Below are 21,737 nucleotides of genomic sequence, written 5' to 3' on the forward strand. Positions count from 1 at the left end.
AGTTGCGTTTCCAAGTTGTATCTGTCGATCTGTTTCGAACAGTACCGCTTGCGCCCTGTGTGGCGGAAGAACGACGCTGTTTGCACACTCGCCGATCTTCGGGCTGTCGGATAGACGTCGATTGCAGCGACCCAGTAAGGTCCGTATGATCCATGCGTGCTTACTAAATTGCCTAATCGGAACCCCCGATTGGACGGTTGGCAATTACACTCTGTCCGTCCACGGCGGGATGCTTGGCACCTGCGATCGTTGACGCCAAGCAGATACACGATGAGAGCAGTGACGGAGTTTCCGGGGTGGGGTTCGCGTCTGCCGAAATCGTTGATCGCTGCGGTACTGAACAGCTTGAATCATCGTATCCCTAGAGCATTGTCATAATGGCTTGGAAACCCCTGAACCGTAAGAACGCTGCACCGAAGGCTCGACTCTCTCGATTCATTCCCTCGTTTCAGGTGATGGAATCGCGATGCTTGATGGCAGCTGACATGTCGATGACCGATGGCATGTCGGATGCTAGTGCGATGATGGATGACATGCACAATGGTCATCACATCATGGTGATGGATGACAGCATTGTGACTCCGCATGACGTGATTCCACGCTTTGCCGCTGATCCCGATGTAGTCGCGATTCGCGATGGCGATTGGTCAAATCCGAACACTTGGAGTACTCACCAAGTGCCTCGCCTTGATGCGATCGTCTCAATCCCGAAAACGATTGACGTGATTTATGACGTCGCAAACCCGACTCCGATCGATTCGCTCGAGATCGGCGGCTCGCTTTCATTCGACACACATGAGCATTCAAGCCTGTGGGTGACGAATTTGATGGTGCTACCCACTGGGGAACTTACCATCGGAACGGAAGGTGACCGGGTTGCGGCCAGTGCCGAAATCGTTGTCCGTGATACCGAGCTAGACCCGACCGACTATTCGGAGTTCGGCACCGGGGTAATCATTTTTGGCGCGTTCACGGCGCATGGCGCGGAAAAGACAACTGCCGTTCGGCTGACCTCCGGCTTGGAAACGGGGGCATCGACCGGTTCCATCGATCAAGTACCGAGCAACTGGGACATCAACGATCGGCTGTTGATCCCCGAAACCGTGCAATCGCTCACCCAGAAAAACGTGCCGGTGGTACAAGATTCGGAGGTTGTTGCTCTCACAGCGATTGATGGACAAGAGATCTCCTTCGCCCCGCTTACCTTTGCTCACCCTGGCACCCCGCTCAACCCATTTGGTGTCGAACGCTATGCACACGTTGCGAACTTGACGCGTAACATTGTCATCCGCTCGGAAAATCCCGAGGGGACTCGTGGCCACATGCTTGCAGCAGGAAACGCCTCGGTTGAAGTCGATTCGGTTGATTTTCAATCGCTTGGCCGAACATCGGCCGACGAGCCGATCGATCAAACCGTGATTGAAAATGGCGAGGTGGTCCACTTCGGTGATAACGCTGTCGGCCGCTATTCGTTCCATTTCCATCACGTCACTGGGGAAATCAGTTTTACCAATTCGGTTGTCGAAGAGAACCTTCGCTGGGGAGTGGTCATTCACGATACGGACGACGGGTACTTCGCAGGAAACATCGTTTACGACACCGATGGCGCTGGCTTCATGCTCGAAGACGGTTCTGAAACGGGCAACCTTTTGGAAAACAACTTGGTCATCAAAGTCGATGGTGGTCACCAAACGGATGATAAGCGCGCAGGCGTGTCTTGGCATCGTGATTGGCGGGACGAACGCTTTCTAGAAACCGGAACCGACGGCTCCGGGTTCTGGGGGCGGTCTAGTTCCAATTTGTTTGTCGGGAACACCGTCTACGATGCGGTTGGCTACGGGTACAACTTCAACGGCTACTATCGAAACGAAGACCGGCCGACCGAAGGTTTCCATCACCAGATCGAGTTGTTCCAGAACAACGAAGTCGTCGCCAGCAAAGGCGGTCTTTGGCTGACTTGGTCGCAGGGGCAGGGACGTATCGATCAATACGAGCGTCAGACCTTCGAGTCGCTTTTAGCTTGGAACGTGCAAGAAGGCGTGACTGCGTATCATGATGCAAAGGTCGATATGGTTGACTTCACCATCGTCTTTGACCCGGCATCCAGTAGTGTCAGTGAAAGCAGCAAGACGAATGCGTTTGTAAGAACGACCGAAGGGTTCGATTTCGGTCAACCGTTCTACGAAAACTTTGAACACCGAGTGATAGGTGCGAAAGTAAGCGGAGCGAACGTCGGATTTATTGGGCCGACAAATGCAGGCGCCAGTGCCGTTCTTCGCGATTCGATTTTCGCCAACCAAGTCAACGTTGCTTTTCGTGATGTTGCCGATCGACACATTTTGACATTCACCGATGTCGAGTTCGTCGATTCCCTCGTCTCCCCGCTACCGGATTCAGCACTTCCGGATGTGGTCGCGAACGTATGGCAAGAAGGCGTCGGAGTTCTTGAACAAGGAGATCTCGACGAAGCGGCGGCTGACTTGGCGCCGCCAGCGATGCCGTCGAACTTACGGATTTTCGATGACCGGTTGAAAATCGATGGCAGCTCGGGCGATGATCAGATCATCATCGATTGGTCAGAGGACCGTGAGTCAATTGTTGTAACGCAACGTGGTGTTGAAATTAGTGTTCCGGCCAACTTGATCAACTGGATCCACGTCGTCGGCTACGGTGGCAACGACCACATCGAGAACCGCACATCGTTACTGATGGTGGCCTATGGCGGTGATGGTGATGACACGCTAATCGGCGGCAGCGGTGAAGACCGTTTGCACGGCAACGAAGGAAACGACCGACTCTTTGGCGGCGGTGGCGACGACATCTTAAACGGTGGCGAAGGCGACGACTTCTTGAACGGACAAGCCGGAATCGATCGGCTGCGTGGTCGCCTAGGCAATGATGTCTTGATTAGCGATAGCTGGATTTGGTTTCCGAAGAAGACTAATGCGTACGATGGCGACGAAGCAGAACAACATCGCCAGAAAACGCACGATCAATTCGCTGACATCGACGCGATGATGGAGTTCGACAAATTTTCCTACTTCGATCGTCAGCGAGATGGAAACCAGTGCGACGAGTGCGAGAAAAACGAGCAGCTTACCGGTCCAATCGGAACGGTAATTGATCGACGAAATGGTCCCTAACAATCCGCCGACGATTGCTGACATCACCACCGTGCGGAAAAGGTCGGAGAGGTAAAGCCAGTTCGACGTTCGGCGTGGCGTTAGTGGCGACTCGCGGAAGTTTGTCCATTGCTGCCGCAACGCTTTGGTGCTGTCGGCGTATTCATAAGGACGCCATTCGACAAAGCACCACGCCATGAATACGAACGCAACGGCGAGTAATAACGCGAGTTGCTTTTCGATCCGGCGGTCCAAGTGATTTGTGCGTTCGGATTCGCTGAACTGTTTGACGCACGTGATTGTGATCACCGCACCCACTGCGAGAAAAAAACTGTCCGTAGCAGATGCGACTCGGGTCGCGATCCCGATCTGAACGAGTTCGAGCAAGCAACTTGCCGAGATTGAGGCAACGAGCACAACAAGGAATGATCGTCGCGAGTAGGCACGAATCCAACTTCCCCACCAAATCCACGCGCCGATGATCGCGCCGATTCCCACCCCCAAGACCATTTCGCTGAATAGGTCGCCCCATGATTCCAGGGGACGCGTAAATGGCAGTAGTTCGATCTGCCCCTTTGACCATTTTCGAGCGAATTCCGGTGGCGTGACGAGTATCTGAAACGGCAGCAAGAACCACACCACCAAGCCTGCGAACATCAGGTCCGCAAAAGCTGCAGTAGGGACAGCTTGTGTTGAGCGATCAAGCCACGATTTGGTATCACGCAGTTGCGATTGAGCTGCGAATGCAAAGAAGGCTCCAAAAATCGCACCTCCGGTTTGCGCACCAACGTCGATCAGCGATTCGGTTCGCTTGGGGAGAAAGTGTTGCCCGATCTCACAGATCAGGCCAACGCCTATCGTTGTCACGATGGCTGCAATGACGCTTCCAACGATCGGACGCATAGATCGTTTGCTTGGGATGCCCCATCCAACGATGGCAAACGCCAGTGGTATGCCAAGAATAAAGTTGGCCGCCAAATCAGAACGTGAGATCCCACGCTTGGCAATGTTCGCGGGGAACCAAGTTGAAGAAATCAATTCCCACTGAAAGTCGAACGGAGCCCACGATCCGAGCAGCATCAAAAGTGCAGCTAAGAATGCGGCGGCAGCGAAAAGCCGGCTTGAAGTTGTCACGGTGACAAACGGCCCAAGCACGCTTTGAATGCGTTCTTGTATGCGGGGACAAAGAGAGGGTCATTGAGGAGTGAGCGTGCGAAATCAGCGATTGCGGAGATGCGTTGCCCGTTTAACGCACGTGCTTTGCCGCGGCCATTGTACCGTTTGGCCCATCCTCGTCGCGCGTCACGTCGTGTCACAGCATGAGGAAAACGAGCCATAAAGTCACGCTGAATTTCCAGGCTTGATTCAAAGACGGCTGTCTTGTTTTGGGTCAATTGTTCTGACCAGCGGCGATGTCGAACGAGTGGCTCGGCAACAAAGTCGAAACCAAAGTCGACCGCCGCTCGCAACCAAAACTCAAGGTCTTCTGATCTTGCGTACGTTGTATTGAAATTACCGATCGATTCGAAAACCTCACGTCGCATGACAGAACTGCTCATCGGCACAAAGTTCTTGATTAGCAGTTGGCCAGCGAGTCCGTGTCCTCGGTACGATTCGAGCGGATTCGACGGGATCACATGGCCGTTTTCGTCAATATCTTCTCGGCTGGAATAAACAATCGCGACATCCGCGGAAGCGAACCTCTGCATCTGTTTTTCGAGTTTGTCATGGAGCCAAAGGTCGTCCGAATCGAGAAACGCGATGAAGTCGCCACGCGATGCCGCCATCCCCGTGTTTCGTGCAGAGGCAGCACCACCGTTTGTTTTAGAAACACCGCGGACTCGCTGATCAGCGGATAACTCGCTGATGACTGCAGCAGTGCGATCCTTCGAGCCGTCGTCGACAAGGATGACTTCGATGCTCGCGTACGTTTGCTCAAGGACGCTTGTCACGCAGTCCTTCAAAAATCGTTCCGCGTTGTAGCACGGGATGACAACGCTAACTAAAGGTTCGGCCGGGTTCATGGGGAATGTGGTCTGATGAATAGAAAGTGATCCGCGATTTACGAAAGATTCGCTCTGTTGCCAAGTTGGTTTAGGCTATGATTGGCAGTTTATGTGCGGGGGGTGTCTTCCAGGCCAATTGAATGAGTGATCGGGGATCTGATGAATCGAACGATTGAAAAATTACGCCACCAGTACGATGTCGAACGTGAACTGGTTGGGCGGCTAAAATCTGCAGACAAAACCACCCGTCGGTCGGGGCTATATTCCGAAGTCTACAACGAATTGTACACACGGGTTCCCGACCATCCTGGGATGACAAGGCAAGTCTCGCCGGATCAGATCAAGCAGCGTACCGACGAGCAGTTAGGGTCGATTAATCCCTACATTCGGAGCGATGGCGTCTACTTGGAAGTGGGTGCGGGCGATTGTCAAACTGCGATGCGGATGACAGAGTTGATGCGGCGAGTCGTTGTCGTCGAAGTGTCTGCCGAAAAGGCACTCTCGCGTATCGACGCCCCAGAGAACTTCGAGTCAGTGATCAGCGATGGTGTCGGGATTGGGACCGACGAAAAGGATTTCGTCGATATCGCGTTCCACAACCAAGTCCTCGAGCACTTGCACCCCGAAGATGCTGTTGACCAGATCCGCGCCGTTCACGATGCACTTCGTCCTGGAGGGGTGCTGATCCTGCGGACGCCACATTGCTACATGGGACCAGCCGATGTCAGCCGGCATTTCTCCGAAACGGCGACCGGCATGCACATCAAGGAGTACACCAACGCAGAAATCGCTGATCTATGCAAAAAGATCGGCTACACGCGAATCCAAAAAGTCATTCGATTCAGCGGTCACCGCTTCGAGATCCCCATGGCACCCGTTCGCTTCATGGAGTTGCTGTTGCGTCCTTGGCCAGCGAAGCTACGCCGAAAGATGGTGCGTTCACCGCTGCTACGCCCGATCTTCCGGATCGAATTGGTTTGCCAGAAGTAGCCGTTGGCTTTGGCCGGGAACAACGCGTGACGCATCGAGAAGATGCGTGTAGAGAGCCCCGCGTTGAAGAAGAGTTGCCTTTGCCGGTCGCTGACTTACTGGCGACCAGGCAGCTGCGTTCGTTGCAGCAGTGCTAGTTGTTAAAACCGAGCGCCGATTGCAAGGTCGATGTCAGGCGTCGACAGATCCACCGTTCCCAGGGTTGGACTTTAAAGCGACTTTTCTTTCGCGAACCGATCGTTTGTGAGATCACCGATGCATCGAGTTCGCAATCGAGGTAGTCTGACAATCGCGAGATAATCGCTGGGTCCTTTGCCAGTTGATCGTACCGTACAAGACAAGCATCAAGCTCATCGGCGGTCTTCAGGAAAGAGTCCGCGAGATACGCCCAGTGTGACATGAATTTAGTCGCACTATCGATTCGGAAATCCGGGCGTTCGGTGAACCAATAGGATTTCCGCTTGTACGACCGATAGGCATCGATCGGATTACGAACCAGATAGATAATACGACACTGCGGGAAGATCCATTTCAAATAATGCGCGTGATATCCGGTCACTCGGACGTATTTGATTCCCCAATTCGTGTACCCACGCTCGGAAGCGGCGTCACCAAACTGAGATTGAAAGTAGCCGTGGTGGCCACGCCGCAACGCGTCGATTCCCGGATTGAGATTTGCAATCCAGCTTTCTGCGAGCGGCTTCTCAAGATTCTCGCAGGTATAGGTCAGATGTGGTGAATCTTCGGTGAGAGACTCGATGGTACGACACAATCGGTGAACGGGGACGAATTCTCCGAATGGCTCTCCCCAAAGCAATGTTTTGTCGCTTGAGCAGATAAGGCGTTGCAGCAATGTCGAACCGCTGCGCCAGCCAGCGCTCAACACAAAGACAGGACGATCTTTGGCCGCTGAAGATGCTGAGCACGCCGCACGGAGAAATCGCGCGGCCGGGACGATCCGTTCTCCCCGAAGGATTCGGGGAATCTGGCGATGGACGATCCAAGAGGGATAGGTTGAGCTCACCGCCAAAACTACAGGGCCGAAGGAACGGGATCGAGAAACTTCAACAGGTCTGCATTTTCGCCATTGATTCCCGTTTGGTCCGCATACCAACGGTGAAATGATGCGAGACTTTCGTCGAAATCAACCACGGGAGTGTAGCCCAACTGGTTCATCGCTTTTTCAATTGAGAATGTCAGGCCGCGAAGTTGTCGCCACAAACCGGGGCCATCCAATCGATCGGTCGGCTTCACACGACGCCGGACTTTTCCGCTGCCCCCTGAACCTTTCAGTTTGTTGATCACTGGGTTAGGCATCTTGAGGATCAACTTCTTCGCGGACTTTTCCGCTGATGCGAACCACGGGTCTCGTTTCAATGCGTCGCGTACATTGGAAGACGCGAGGTGTTTTGCTGCGGAAGTCAAACTGGCTTTTGGACCCTCGGACTTTTCAATGATTCTTGTCGCTTCTTCAAGTGAGACTCGCCCGATCAAGTGGTCGATCCCAAGTGGCTTGGCCAAGCCGTACGCCAGTTCGGACCATGTCGCTGTGCGTCCATCGGTAACGAAAACTCGGCCGTTCACCGCGTGTGTCGTTTTTAGAGCGCAAATGATCGCGTGAGCGACGTTCAGCACGTCGGCTGAAGGGAACGGTTGGTTTCCTTCGTCGACTAAAGCAAAGCGACGTGATTTGATTTGCTTGATCAGCCCTGTCAAGAAGCCAGCATGCACCCCTGTGATCATCGGCGGGCAAAGCGAAATGCAGTCCAATCCTTTCGAGACGGCGGCGCGTACTTTGCGGTCTTGTTCGGCTTTGATTCGAGAGTAGGCAGAGTGGATTTCGCCAATCGGCTGATCTTCGGTAACGTCGCTGATGTCTTTGATGTCCCCGTATGACGAAACACTGCTTAAGTGGACGAGACGCTGAATCTCCGCCTGTCGGCAAGCGGCAAGGATGTTCTCAATCCCTTTCAACATCACCGGTTCGGGACCGCGAGAGCAATTGACCACGTGCGTGCAACCTTGCAGCTTTTGGGTCAGTTGAGGCAGATCCATCACGTCTGCAGTTTCCAGATCGATTCCGAGTCTGGCCAAACGCCAAGCTCGCCCGGTGCTATGGATCAACGGAAGGATCTGAATCTCTGGATCAGATGCAAGCTGGCTTACGACGGTTGCACCGACAAGACCAGACGCACCTAGGACGGCAACTTTCATCATTTGAGTGATTCCTAAAACAATCGCGACTTGGCGGCCTAGGTGGAGAATGTTTGGTTTTGTGGGTACCACGCTTCCGGCATGGTTTTGCGGTTCGCGTACAACGCCTCAAGGAGACGCGCTGATTGCAACCCGGCGAACGCATCGACGCGCGGCGAAGTGCCGGTTCGGATCGAATGAAAAAAATCATCAATCAGGAGGTCAGACTCAACCTTGCCGTCAACCAAGTCCAAACTCGGACGCTTGATCTCAAATTCCATGCCGGGTCGATCCTTCGGATAAAACACGACAGGTGTATCACGACCGTCTTTCGATGCGAGATGTCCTTGGTCGGTCTCGATCACAATTCCGGGACTCATCGCAACCGTGCGGCTGAATCTGGCAGTTCCGGTGATCTGTTTGCTTGAAAAATTGAACGTGGCAAAAGCGTTGCTTTCCGGCCCACCTTCCGAGTCATCATGGAGTTCGAAATCGTCAGGGTATCCGAACCATGAGATCATACGATCCATAAAATGGCTTCCGTTACCCGTCATCACACCACCGCCCGCCGAAGAGCGTTGGAGGTTGTAACCGCTCAGCGGCGCCCAGCCGCCCAGCGACCCGAATTGGTATGCGAAACGGGTGACACGTCCGAACGTCTGGTCTTGCACCAGTTCGCGGATAATTTCTGATTGCGGCAAGAATCGCGTTTGATAGCCAACTGCAACTTGAACACCTTTTGCATGACTGGCATCAACAATTTCTTGGCCATCTTCAAGACCAAGTGAAAGTGGCTTCTCAACCAATACGGCAACGCCTGCGTTGATACACTTGACAGCTAAGTCGCGGTGAGTGTGGTTCGGAGTCGCAATCACCGCTGCATCGATTGAACCGAGGAGTTCGTCAACGCTCTCTGCGATGATCGGCTTGATCGCAAATCGTTCGGCAAGGTCTTCTGCATGACGACGAACCGGATCGACAATCGCCGTCAGTTCAGCGTCGGGACAGGCACGAATCGTCGGAACATGGGTGTGCGCGGCGATTTTTCCAGAGCCAATCATCGCAACACGGAAGCGCTCAACGTTGCGTTTTTGGAATGAGATTTTTACGTCGGTATGTGGAATCGTTTCTGACATTTCAGTTGTATTCTCGGACCCATGTGTCGTCTTGCTCGTATCCCTTGGCAATCAGAAATTCGGGCAGGTCGTTGATCTCTCGTAGCAATTGGCGGATACGTTCACGGTGTTTCTCCGCTTTCCATTTTTGTTGTGTCGACGGGTCCAGTGGCCGGACACCATTCATCGCACGTGTTTCCAAGGTCGTTTTATCGGATTGGTGAAACGACGAAAAAGGAGAACTGATTTTCCAGCCAATGAAGTTGGTTAATCGTTTTTCGACTTCATCGCATTCGGTAACCAGTTCACGGTAGTCAACCGTAATCGCATCGTCCGCTTGACTGGCGTACTCGATGTGATCGCGAAGTGCTTTCCAGCGGTCGATGGTGACGAAGTAATCGGATTTCTTGACGTGCAACGAAGTGAGCACCGAACGGGGATCGCGCGTCAGCAGCACAAAACGGCAATCAGGCCGCCGGTTGGCATAGTACGCTCGAATCTCATCGATCCAAAATGTGTCCAACGGGCGTTTGGTCACTGTAAATGCGCGTTGACGCTTTGCAGACCGGGCAACATTGATCGCCGACATTTCTTTACGAAAGACGCGAACGCTTTGGACACACTGATGGACCATCAAATACAGCATGGTCGATCCCGAACGCGGATAGCCAGCAATGCAGACGTGAGCCCGCATCGAATCGATCCCGGGAACGATTCCCGCGATGCGGTCGACGGCCTCCAGCGATGCTGTTCGCAACGCACCTTTGGCGGTCTGTCCAACGGGTTTGGGGATGTCGGATGGTACGGCGGGTTTAGTCAATGGGGCGGACAAACAAGACTCTCCTGCACTACACCGATGGGTGAGAGCTAGCGGACGTTGGTGCTGGGGCGCAAGAATGCAGCGTCGTCCAAACGGATTGGTCGATTTGGACCAAAGTATCCAGACGTTCCAAACGAGGAAGCAATTGGCTTTGGGCGTACGCGATCGCTTCGGTCATATCGACTGAAGAGCGATCGATTGCCACTGGTTCAGATACTTTGCGGCCCATCTTGCGAATTGACTTGGGAAACATTGGACCAATGCGGTTCCAAAGCGGTCCATGCCGGAATCGGTGGAGCCAACCGATTTTTTTGGTGACGACACCGGGCGTTTCATGCCGCCGACTTTGGACGGCAGCGGTAGGCAGCTTTTCGGGAGCCAAGCCGAGAAAACGAATCGATTCCGATACCGCTGCGAGTGGATTGTCACGCATCGACTCCATGGTCAATACGTGCACTCGGTCTCGTCCAAATCGATCAAGATATGGCTCGAGTTGCAATGCGTAATCGCTGTAGTCCAAGTAACAGTTTTCTTCGCGAAATGCGTCGAGCGGCGATCGGTTTTCTTCCACACGATGACTGCGGACACGATGCCAGTAGTGGCTGACCGCTCGCTGCACCGGATCACGCATCACATAGATAAAACGGGCATCCGGTGCGAATGCCGCAATTCGATCGGCGACGCCGGGGTGATCCGGCATGTGCGTGTAGACAACGCTTGATTCTCCGCGAATCACAGCATCGGCACCGTCTTCGAACAAACTCATGTACCACTCGAGCCCTTTGGTTCGTCCCAGTTCGGGAACGAAGTGACAGGGTTCTTTCACCGACGACATATAGATGTCCGGGTGCGCATTCAGGTAGTCATGCAACGAAGATGTCGCTGACTTCATCGCACCGATCACAAACAGGTTAGGTTTGGCAGAAGTTACCATCAGTTGGGCCGGTCGATGTCAGAGTCAGCAAGGCTGAGAAGCCAGTTGTCTTTCTTGATTGCCGTTTCGGCGGAGGCGGGGTCCAGCCCTTCGCGTCGAATCACAAGGAATCGCTCGGGTTGCCGCCGAATAAATCCATACGCAAGCAACGCGCGTTCGATGATCGGGTGAGTGATGTTCGCAATCAAGATAGCAGCACCCTGGCGCCGTACAGATGTCACGATGCCTTCGATTGCCGCGGCGATTGCAACTCGGTCATCCAAGTTCGCAATCAAATCGCCAAGCATTGCACGTCGGTAGGGGTAGGCGTGATCTGGTTCACGAATCGTCGCCGTTGCTGTAGCAACCGAACGTCCATTCTGGCGAACTTCAATGCAGTGAAAGTTTTGTCCTGGTTGATCGACATACTTCCAATTCATAAACGAAGCGTCACGAACGGTGCCACAGCCTACATTCTGCGACATTTGTTCCCAAAGCAGATCATGCTGCTCACCAAAGCGATCGATCGGAATGGTTTGATAGGACGCGGGTACCGGACTGGAACGCACGACGCGTTTCGTTTTATCGATCCCACGCCAAATCGTTGATGCCGGACCGGCCAACATCCCGATCGGAAGCTTCTCGTTGAAAACCTGCTTCGGGTCAACGATGTAAACGAATTGGTTCAAAGGACAAACAATATCCCAACCGAGCGCAACGAGAATGTCCCGCATCTGCTGTGTTTGGCCTAGTGACAAACTGAACGGCAATTGCCGCTCCGCTTGCTGCATCAGTTCCGGCCCGATGCCGAGTGTTTGGAACGCTTCCAAGACTCGTGTGTCGACATGCCATCCGGTTGTAAAATCACGTTCGCCGATTTTGCAGCGAACCGAGATCGCTAGGTTTTGTCCAACGATTTGGTCATTGATACGATAAAACCATGCAGACGGTGTGGCACCAAGGCGTTCTGCGGATTGTTCGACCATCCAGCGGAAGCGAACTTCGTTAAGTGATTCTGGTCGATGCGGCCAACCCGCTTTGTGAAAGGCTGCGATTTCTTCTCGGTTCGCATCCCCGACCTGAATGACGTTGCCAGTTGCTGCGGTTGAAACGCGAACGACAGGTGCCGGATCGGAGTCGTTGGCTTCCGAAGGCAAACGCTCGATAACTGATGCAGCGATGGAGTGAATTCCAGGCAGATTCAGATCAGCAAATGTGAACTCCGTTGGAAATGCACCATTGAGTCGCTTTAACAGCATCAATGCGGAAAGCGAATCGAGTCCGATCTGGAAGAGACTTTTTTCTTTTGGAATACGATCTGGTGAGCTCTGCCCCAGTACGGTAGCGACATTCGTTGCAATGCGTTCCACGATTGCAGCGAGACGCTGTTCACGATCCAATCCGACAATTGAATGCAGCCAGTCTTCACCGTCACCGTTCCCGCTACTGCTGGAGTTGCCGCTGGGGCCACTTCTCCCCAGTTCTGCTAAGTAGGGACGTTGTCGACGGGCTTCGAGGACCGGTTTGAAGATGTCCCATCGGACGTTTGCAATTGTTACCTGTTTGGCACCACGTGTGAGAACCCATTCGAGAGCTGCCATCGCGGGTCCTGGTGAAACGGGATCGTTCCCGATCGCTGCGAGCGCGTCGAGCGATTCATCCGATGCCATTCCGCCTCCAGCCCAGGGGCCCCAATTGATCGACAATGCAGGTAGTCCACTGCGGACGCGAGCGTCGGCAAGTGCATCGAGACATGCATTCGCGGCTGCATACACCGTCCGTTCCGCCGAGCCCCAGTTCGCGGAAATGGACGAATAAAAAATCATGAAATCGATCGGCATCGATTCCGTGATTCGATGGAGACTCCATGCACCGCTGACCTTGGCAGCAAGCGATCGAGCGACGTTGTCGCGATCAAGCGACTCAATTGGGCAAACCTGGTCAATCCCCGCAGTATGGATGACACCGCCTAGCGGAGCCAACGTTCCTGCCTTTTCGATCGCAGTTCGCAACTGAGACGTATCCGTCACATCGCAGGGGACGTGGACGAGTGCGATGCCTTGCTGACGCCAAAGGTCAAGTCGTTCACGGTTGGTTTCGTTGGGACTGCTTCGACTGACCAACACGATTGCCTTTGCACCAGACGCGATCAACCATTCGGTCGCGTGAAGTCCCAAGGCGCCCAGTCCGCCAGTCACGAGGTAACTGCGGTCGCATCTGATATCTGCAGCACGTTCGGAGTTTGTGTCAGGTAGACCTGGTACTAGTCGGGGCACAAACGTTTGCGTTCCGCGACGGATCAATTGGTCTTCGTTACCGTGTTGGCTTAAAAGCTCGCCAACTGACTCAACTGGGATGCTGGTGCACGAACTGGACAGGTCGAGAATTCCGCCCCATTGCGATGGGCGTTCCAGAGCGATCGAACGACAGAATCCCCATACCGCTCGCATCTCAGGACAAACGCAGTCATCTGCAGCAACAGAATGGGCACCGCGAGTGACCACCCAAATCGGCAGGTGGGAAGTGTTTTGGTTTTTATGAGCTGCTTCGAATATCTTTGAGAGCGACAACAAACACTCTGCGATCCAATTTTCTTTCGTTTCCGATTCACATCGGGGAATCACGACGACCAAAGATGCGAACTCTTGGTCTTGATCAGCAACAAGTCGATTCAACATCCCGGCCGGATCGGACCACTCGTTTTCGTTGACGATGTGATGAAACGGAAACGACACATCGGCGGAAAATTTGAGGTCAGCGGCGTTCAGGACAAGTAACGCCTTCTTGTCCGAGTCAGGATTTGCCGTGAGTTCTTGCAGCGTTTCCTGGTAGAGAAGATTTTGGAACTCTTCAGCTGCCGCTACAGAAGGAAGTGCTTCGTCGGATCTGGGAGGCGTTTCAAACCAGTGTTTCTGTTCGTCGAACGGATAGCCCGGCAAACTGATCGTAGGCACTCTGTTTGTGCTTGGGGCATTTCCTTGGTGATGCCACACATTTGGCAGCTTCCCACCTCGCACGAAGCATTCGGCGAGTGACTTTAGGATTGATGTGACTTCGCTCACGTTCTGATTGATCGAAGGCAGCCAAGCGGCAGAGCTTTCGGGCACGCAGCGTCTGCCCATCGAAAGTGAGTAGGGGCGCGGGCCGATTTCGATGTAGGCGTCAGGGTGCGATGTGTCTGCGCATTGCATCGCACCATGGAACGCAACCGGCTTTCGAATTTGTTCACGGAAGTAGGCCGGTGAAACCACTTCGATGTCGCTACCTGTGACGGTGCTGATCCAAGGGATCACTGGCGATTGCAAATTCGCATGGGACGCGACTTGTTCGAAGTCTTCGAGAATTGGGTCCATGCGGTGTGAGTGAAATGCATGTGACACCTGCAACATCGTCGCTTTACATCCGTCATTCTCGAGCGTCTTGACGAGCTCTAGAACCCGTGACTCGTCACCCGATATGACAATTGATTCTGGACCGTTGAACGCGGCGATGGAGATGCCTTCGGTTTGTTTGACCAAAGGTTCGACGCGTGACCGTTCTGCTTTCACCGAACACATCACGCCACCGCTTGGCAGTTGCTGCATTAATCGCCCACGAGCTTCAACCAGCTTTGCCGCATCTTCGAGGTTGAGTACGCCTGCTGTCACCATGGCGGCAAACTCGCCGATGCTGTGCCCTAATACAAATGTAGGACGCACACCCCACGACTGCCAAAGATTGGCAAGGGCGTACTGAATACAAAACAAAGCAGGCTGCGTGAATTGCGTTTGATGGATTCGGTCATTCCCAGTGGTCCGCTCGAATAGCAACTCGTGTATGTCGAGTTCAAACTCACTGACGAAAATTCGGTTGCATTCGTCGATCGAATTTCGGAAGACATCGAACGAGGTGTAGAGCTCACGCCCCATTCCAGCAAACTGTGAACCTTGACCGGTATACAAGAATCCGAAACGGTCAACTTTCGAAGCCGGCTGATCTCCAACGATGACGTGAGGATGTTCGTCCGAATTGGCAAGAGCGGTAAGGCATTCAATTGCTTCGCCAACATTGCAAGGCAAGATGGCTGCGCGATAGGCAAAGTGCTGACGGCCGAGACGCAGTGATTCTGCCACAGCAGAAAGAGGCAACGTCGGATGCTTGCGAAGCTGTTCGGCTAAAGATCTTGCCGCCGAATGCAAACCGGATTGGGTTGGTGCAGAAACCGGGACAATCCATTGTTGAAGCGGCTGAACGGGTTCGCCGTTCAGAATGACGGGGTCACGTGGTAGTTCAACGTCATGTGGCGCATCGATCAGTTGGCGAGGCGGTTCCTCGATGATCAAGTGGACGTTGGTGCCGCCAACACCGAACGAATTCACGCCTGCACGCAAGAGTCCGTCGCTGCTGGAATCGGGCGCGAGCCAAGGTGTCAGTTCTGTTTGAACTGCAAAGGGTTCACGGGCGAAGTCGATCTTGGGATTCGGTGCCGCCGAAGTCAATGAAGGGGCAAGTTGTCGATGCTTGAGTTGCAGCAAGACTTTGATAAGTCCGACAATACAGGCACCAGCTTCGAGATGGCCAATATTCGGCTTGATCGAACCGATTCGGCAAATCGTACGCTTATCGGATGGTTGGCTGGCGAACTGTCGATCGGTATAGGCAAGGGCTAGCCCACGGACTTCGATAGGGTCACCGAGCTGAGTGCCTGTGCCGTGAGTTTCGACATAGGAAATCTCACTGGGATCAACGCCAGACTTGGCCAAGCAATTGCGAATCGCGTCAGCCTGTGCTTGCGGGTTGGGCGCCGTAAAACCGACGGTTCCGGCACCATTGCTGATGCCGACGCCACGGATCACCGCGTGGATTCGATCTCCCCGTTCGAGCGCATCGTTCAGCCGACGAATCACAACGACGCCAACGCCTTCACCGAGGACGGTGCCATTCGCTTCGGAACCAAACGTCCTGCATTGACCGTTTGGCGAGAGGATCCCCAATCTTCCAAGCTGGACAAACCGGGCCGGATCGAGAATCAGGTTCAGTCCGCCCACAATCGCGGTATCACAATCTCCGCCCAAAAGCGATTGACTTGCATAATGGATCGCCGCACCAGAGGAAGAGCAGGCGGTGTCGACCGCAACACTCGGTCCGTTGACTCCCAGAAATTGTGAAAGTCGGTTGGCAAACGCAAAGCTTTCCCAACATCGATAGGGTAATTCAGATGCCGCCAGTGTCTGGTTGGCAAAATTTCGGTAATCACTGTACATGACTCCGACAAATACGCCGGTGGTCGGATCGCGTCGATCGCCTGCGTCTCCGGCATCTTCGAGGGCATGCCATGCGGTTTGCATAAACAGACGCATTTGCGGATCGATCAATGCGGCCTCGTGGGGCGCGATCCCGAAGAATTCTGCATCGAAACCGTCAACCGAATCCAGCAGCCCGGCCCAGTGTCTACGGTTGTCTTTCAGGGGACCCAGGAATCCGGGGCGTTGACGTGGAACCGGCGTAACCGAACTACGTCCTTGGCTGATTAGTTCCCACAGTTCCTCAGGACTGTTCGCCCCAGCGGTTTTGACCGAGTATCCGACGATCGCCAAGTCCGTATTCGCAAGATCACGGTTGCGGGTTCCGGTGATTCGCACGCTCGTGCGGGTTCGATCTGAATCGTGATCATTCGCTGTCGTTGCAAAATCGGTAATCGCGGCAACGATCTCTGAGACGCTGGAATGTTCAAACAAAAGCGTGCTGGGAAGCCACGGGTAAAGCGCCGACAGGCTGACCGTAATTTCCACGACTTTGAATGAATCACAACCCAAGTTCTCAAGGCGATCGTGGCGCCGAACTTCGTCAGGCGAAATTCGCAACGCATCGGCAAATGCTTGAACGACTTGAGGCTCAATCGTTTCGGTGTCGGTAACTTCGATAGCGTTTGTTGCCGCAACATTTTCTTCACCGAGAACTGCTGCATGAATTGCATCAATCTGGTGCAGTTCAGTCACGATTCGTTCTAGAAACGTCTCTCGCCAACGAAGCTGCGCATAACTGTCCGTCGTCGGAATTGATGTGTCGACTTTGGAATCGGTCGCTTGCTGTTTGCTAAGTTGTTGATCTGTTGCTTGCTGAGGTTCGAACTTGCAATCTTGCAGATCGTCAGTCTTAAAGACCACGTCAATGTCGCCATTGGTACTTGCGACAATGTCTGGCGACAAAGAACTGACGAAGGTTCGTGCTGGCGAATTGCGTTCGGTGACGAACGCTTGAACGCGAATCTCGTTTGCCGAATGCGTGTTCGCGATTTCGGCGACTTTCGCCATCATGCGATGCTCGACACCTCGCCCCATGACGCGACAACTTAGCATGAACGAATCAAGAAGCGGTTGATCAGCGGCAAAGTCGACGATCAGTAGACCAACAAAGCCGTAGTCGCCAAACCGATCGCGGACGCGGACGCTATTGACGGTGTAGCGGGAGTCCTCCAGCAGACGCCGCATTTCTGTTTCGTCACGCCTAACCGTCGTCAGGTTGAACTGATTGGTGCGCAAAGTCAGTTGGCTTGCACGAGCGACGTCTTCAGCGTTTAGTTCTCTGAAATCGATATCGAGTTCTAAACTGTCTAAGAATGACGCAAAGCTGCCGGACGACTGCCGCAAGGCTTGGCGGTCGGCTTCTTGGCGATACTGTTCGGTACGTGAACGGTCCGCCGATGTGATCGAGAGGACGTCTAGATCCCAAAGGTGGTCAACGATACGCGTTGCGGCATTTGGCTCGACAGGGTACCGCAAGGTCAGGACCGAAGGACAATGACTCCGTACTTCGCCGCATTCGACGGGGTTGTCATCTAAAAAGACAAAACTATCGACGCCGAGGTTTAAACGTTCGGCAAGCTCATAGAGGTTGCCAGATTTGGGTAGCCAATTGATTTGTGCTCCGACAATGCTCTCGCGTTGGAGTAGCATGTCTGAACGTTCTTCGAAGACCGGCCATACATCAGCTTCTTCGTTTTTGCTGCACAAAGCGACCAGGATTCCATGTTCGCTAAGGTTGGACAGGTACTTTTGCAGTCTCTGATGTTGTGCGTGAATGCGAATGCCATCAGTCCCCTCCTCGCCAACCACTCCTTCCCATAGCGTATTATCGCAATCGCTGGCGACCAGTTTTCGTCCGGGAGAATAAAGCCGGTACAGTCGGCGTGAAATGACTGTCGCAAGAAAGCTGAAGTAAGACGGCAGGTAGGGTATGTGTCCAATCTTGTTTCGCAGTGGGTCATCGATTTCGCGAACGGCGTAGACATCATGGAAATCGGATGCTTCGACGACGGCAACACCAGTCAGACCGGTTGCGGCAGCCTTGAGTTGTTCCTCAATCGTTTTCCATGGACCGTTTCCTGCCGAAGGACAGAGCAGCAGCAGCGTCTTGCCAGAAGAGATTGATCGATGTTGTTCGAGAGCAGCAATCGTTTCTTCGGCCATCGAGCTCAAAAACTGAAATTGCTCAGTTTCATCTGCAAGGGAGTCGCCTTGTTCACGCAACCAATCGGAGATGCGAATCATGACGACCGCGGTACCGGAAGTGGTGTTCGTCAGACTGCCAGGATTGAGCAGCGACTGTAGCACCTGTGCGTAGGGCTCGAATTTGATTTCACCTCGTATCCCAAGCATATCGAACCAAAAGTCTAATGCCTGTCGAATGGGCTCCGCGGTAAAGGTTGCGACGATCGATAAATCGATTTGTGCATTTAAGCCTTCATCCTCTGAACGCTTCTTTTCGAACTCCAGCGAGCGTTGTTTCTTGAACTGACTGATCAGTTCCGTTGTGCCTGGATCCTGCGGCGTAGCGAGGCGTTGGGCCAACTCAATCACGATGTCGATGGTGGGCCGTGCACCAGCGATAGCCATCGGTGTATCATTCCATGCCGTTTGTAACCGTGGCGGTCGGACGACGATCCCTGCGACTTTATCGTTTTCTTTGGTGAATACTGTCAGCAGACTTTCGGTTGCCGTTTTTAACGCGACATACGACGCGAAGGCGGGGGGATTCTCTTCAACGAAAGACGATGAGATAGCGATCGCTCGACCGTTACTGTCGCAAAGAAGTTGGCGACAAGCGAGCAACGGTCGACGCACGAGATTGAGGTTGTCATTGATGTAGGAACTAAAATGTGTTCCATCGAGGTCGTCACCCAGGGTAACGACCTGCGGAGGAGCACACGCGTTTAACACCAACCCGTTCAGCCGACCTTCGTCTGCTTTGATCCGTGTCGCTATCTCGTCGCACCAAGCTTGATTGCCCACATCACCGATCAACAGGTGAACCGTCGCACCGAGTTCCTGAAGTTCTGAGATTGTCTGACGGGTTTCGTCAGGAAAGCTTCGGCCTGTGGCGTAGACCGTTGCTCCGGCGAGAGCCAGCGTGGAAACGAAATCAGCACCCAAGCCCCGACTGCCACCAGAAACTAAGAACACCTGATCTCGCAAGGAGTCCAGTGTTCCGCTTTTTAGCAGTAGGCGTTTAACGTTCTCCGGTGATGTCGGCCCCGAAGGCAACCGGAAGTAGGTTCTGATAGACGCCTTAGCTGCCGGTGTCGTCTCTGTCGCTACAACACGGAGTTCGCTGTCGAGCATCCGCAATGCGGGGTCAAAGCGTGTCGTTTCGAACGAATACGAAATCGACGAAGCCTGATCGACAAGCTTTCCGCTTACGTCTGCTTGGTCGACTAAACCAAACTCGATTGACAGTTGTGTGAACAGCGAATGCAGACCTGGGATTTCCATCCCAACCAAATAACTCGTCAACGCAAGAATCTGGTTCCGACCAACGGTGTCATCCAAGGTCCAATCGACCGTGGAGGGCGAATCAACTTGGTACCGTCCATGGATGGCTATACCGTCGATGCACTCACGCGCTGTACGGTCCAGAGGACGCTGGCGAATCGGAACTTCGACTGAATTCGAAAGTTCCTGTTCAACAAATGTGAAATCGACGTTCGCTTCTCGCGTATCAGCAAGCAGGACCAGTTGCTCGTCGTCTAGCAAGCGAAGGCGATGGCTGTCCTTGGTTTTGACGATTTCCAGTTGATACGTTTGATCCGGGTAGACTGCCCCGCGAAATTCGACATCCAAGCCTCGCACGCAGACCGTGCAAGGCAAGTATGAGAGCATCTTGGACAACACCAAAATGCCATGGCAGATATTTCCGCCAAACGCAGATCTGCGTCCCGCTTCGACATCCACGTGCAATGGGTTGACGTCACGGGACCAACGTGCGTACTCGTGTAGCTCCGCCGCCGAAACCAGAAAGGTCGTGGATGCGTTTTCTTTGGTCACGGAGTGATCGGTGGTCTTGTTGACAGCGATGTCGTCTGAACTCGATGCGTTCATTGACTTCATTTGCTTTCGATGGTTCGTTGGCAGATGGCTTCAAACTGACGTGCGACAGCTTCCGAGCTAAACCGTTCCTGGACTAAATCGTAGGCGGATTCGGCTAAACGATGCGCGAGGGATGGATCGTCAAATAGACGCACGGTTTGATCCACAAATGATTCCGCCCGATCAGCAATCAGCAGGTGTTCATCGTGAGCGACGGGCAAGCCTTCTGCTCCGATGGTGGTGCTGATAATCGGTTTTTTCATCGACATCGCTTCGGGAATCTTCAGCCGAGTACCACCGCCAATGCGAAGTGGGACGATCACGGCAGTGGAGCTGGCCAGGTAAGGTCGGGTGTCGTCGACACTACCAGTCACTTCGACGCCATCCGTCGCTGCCAGCTTTTGGACCGCATCCGTCGGATTGCGTCCAACGATTTGCAGAGTCACATTGGGAGCGCGTTTGCGAAGCTTCGGAAACACTTCGGAGACAAACCATGTCATGCCATCGATATTTGGCAGCCAGTCCATCGAGCCGATAAAGACTAGGCGTTCTGGTGTCGGAGCGACATCTTGTGGGCGGAAATACTCGGTGTCGACTGAGGTGTCGATCACGTCGACATGGTTCCATCCATATTGTTCTTGATAGATTGCTTTATCAGATTGGCTGACCGCAATAACCCGGTCAAATTGATGGCCCGCTCTTCCTTCAAACGCCGCCATCTTTTTCCATTGCAGCCACATGTAGCCGCGGCGAACCATCCCCGGATCTGTCTTGAAATGTCGTTCAAAGATCTTTGCTTCGACATTGTGTTCGAAGAGAATCGATGCGGGCGAATCAAGACCGATCGAGTTCCTTGCCATTTGGACAAAGTCACAGATGAGCAGATCGATTTGAGATTTCGCAAGAATCGAAGCGGCCGCATTCCGGAGTTTGACGTCGTAGTCCTTGTTGACGTTGTAGGGGTACCTGGAAAGCATGTTGACTGCTAGGTCTTTGTAGAACGCCGGTGTATACCGCGGCGTTTCGGCCCAGGGAATTGTCTCAAGCTTTAATCCGAGGTCCGTCATCTTGGACCGAAAGTTGCGATCCTCTGGCCGTTCGTTGCACAGGTAGGTGACTTCGTGCCACTTCGACAGATGTCGAAGGACATTGAGCGTGCGGATCTTACCGCCGGTGTCGGCAGGGAATAAAAACCGCTTTTGCAAAAAGAGAATACGCACAAAGAATCCTGATT

General features: G+C 53.5%; 10 protein-coding genes. 2 read left to right on the forward strand and 8 right to left on the reverse strand.

Features of this window, described 5'->3' with window-relative positions:
* Window positions 1-377: 377 nt before the first annotated feature.
* The gene (locus CGZ80_RS29140; RefSeq protein WP_094417274.1) at window positions 378-3,143 is read left to right on the forward strand and encodes a G8 domain-containing protein; all 2,766 of its coding nucleotides are present in this window, start codon (window positions 378-380) and stop codon (window positions 3,141-3,143) included.
* 1,109 nt (window positions 3,144-4,252) lie between these two features.
* On the opposite strand, the gene CGZ80_RS19115 is transcribed toward CGZ80_RS29140, so the two are convergent.
* Complete coding sequence (locus tag CGZ80_RS19115) at window positions 4,253-5,146, reverse strand: glycosyltransferase family 2 protein (protein ID WP_094417276.1); 894 nt, start codon at window positions 5,144-5,146, stop codon at window positions 4,253-4,255.
* Window positions 5,147-5,287: 141 nt separating this feature from the next.
* On the opposite strand from CGZ80_RS19115, the gene CGZ80_RS19120 reads away from it, so the two are divergent.
* The gene (locus CGZ80_RS19120; protein ID WP_094417277.1) at window positions 5,288-6,118 is read left to right on the forward strand and encodes a class I SAM-dependent methyltransferase; all 831 of its coding nucleotides are present in this window, start codon (window positions 5,288-5,290) and stop codon (window positions 6,116-6,118) included.
* Between the two features lie 133 nt (window positions 6,119-6,251).
* Here the strand turns inward: CGZ80_RS19120 and CGZ80_RS19125 are convergent, their stop codons facing one another.
* The 7 genes from CGZ80_RS19125 to CGZ80_RS19155 all read right to left on the reverse strand — a co-directional run bounded on the left by CGZ80_RS19125 (window position 6,252) and on the right by CGZ80_RS19155 (window position 21,723).
* Window positions 6,252-7,001: a sulfotransferase gene (locus CGZ80_RS19125; RefSeq protein WP_158222777.1), complete on the reverse strand. Its 750-nt coding sequence runs from the start codon at window positions 6,999-7,001 to the stop codon at window positions 6,252-6,254.
* A gap of 149 nt (window positions 7,002-7,150) precedes the next feature.
* A complete protein-coding gene (locus tag CGZ80_RS19130; protein WP_094417279.1) occupies window positions 7,151-8,335 on the reverse strand; it encodes an NAD-dependent epimerase/dehydratase family protein in 1,185 nt (394 codons plus the stop codon).
* 35 nt (window positions 8,336-8,370) lie between these two features.
* The gene (locus CGZ80_RS19135; protein ID WP_094417280.1) at window positions 8,371-9,447 is read right to left on the reverse strand and encodes a Gfo/Idh/MocA family protein; all 1,077 of its coding nucleotides are present in this window, start codon (window positions 9,445-9,447) and stop codon (window positions 8,371-8,373) included.
* A gap of 1 nt (window position 9,448) precedes the next feature.
* Window positions 9,449-10,258, reverse strand: a complete 810-nt coding sequence (locus tag CGZ80_RS19140; protein ID WP_143544032.1) for a sulfotransferase — start codon at window positions 10,256-10,258, stop codon at window positions 9,449-9,451.
* 16 nt (window positions 10,259-10,274) lie between these two features.
* On the reverse strand, window positions 10,275-11,180 hold the full coding sequence (locus CGZ80_RS19145) for a sulfotransferase domain-containing protein (protein ID WP_094417282.1): 906 nt from the start codon (window positions 11,178-11,180) through the stop codon (window positions 10,275-10,277).
* On the reverse strand, window positions 11,180-20,524 hold the full coding sequence (locus tag CGZ80_RS19150) for a type I polyketide synthase (protein WP_094417283.1): 9,345 nt from the start codon (window positions 20,522-20,524) through the stop codon (window positions 11,180-11,182). The genes CGZ80_RS19145 and CGZ80_RS19150 overlap by 1 nt, the downstream gene beginning before the upstream one ends.
* Window positions 20,521-21,723, reverse strand: a complete 1,203-nt coding sequence (locus CGZ80_RS19155) for a glycosyltransferase (RefSeq protein ID WP_094417284.1) — start codon at window positions 21,721-21,723, stop codon at window positions 20,521-20,523. The genes CGZ80_RS19150 and CGZ80_RS19155 overlap by 4 nt, the downstream gene beginning before the upstream one ends.
* Window positions 21,724-21,737 lie beyond the last annotated feature (14 nt).

The sequence above is a fragment of the Rhodopirellula sp. MGV genome (assembly GCF_002251265.1).
GTDB classification, from domain to species: Bacteria; Planctomycetota; Planctomycetia; order Pirellulales; family Pirellulaceae; genus Stieleria; species Stieleria baltica_A.

Excerpts from the sequence above, each read along its gene's own strand:
- CGZ80_RS29140 (WP_094417274.1), top strand. The coding sequence starts at position 378 with ATGGCTTGGAAACCCCTGAACCGTAAGAACGCTGCACCGAAGGCTCGA.
- CGZ80_RS19145 (WP_094417282.1), bottom strand. The coding sequence starts at position 11,180 with ATGGTAACTTCTGCCAAACCTAACCTGTTTGTGATCGGTGCGATGAAG.
- CGZ80_RS19150 (WP_094417283.1), bottom strand. The coding sequence starts at position 20,524 with ATGAAGTCAATGAACGCATCGAGTTCAGACGACATCGCTGTCAACAAG.
- CGZ80_RS19115 (WP_094417276.1), bottom strand. The coding sequence starts at position 5,146 with ATGAACCCGGCCGAACCTTTAGTTAGCGTTGTCATCCCGTGCTACAAC.
- CGZ80_RS19130 (WP_094417279.1), bottom strand. The coding sequence starts at position 8,335 with ATGATGAAAGTTGCCGTCCTAGGTGCGTCTGGTCTTGTCGGTGCAACC.
- CGZ80_RS19120 (WP_094417277.1), top strand. The coding sequence starts at position 5,288 with ATGAATCGAACGATTGAAAAATTACGCCACCAGTACGATGTCGAACGT.
- CGZ80_RS19135 (WP_094417280.1), bottom strand. The coding sequence starts at position 9,447 with ATGTCAGAAACGATTCCACATACCGACGTAAAAATCTCATTCCAAAAA.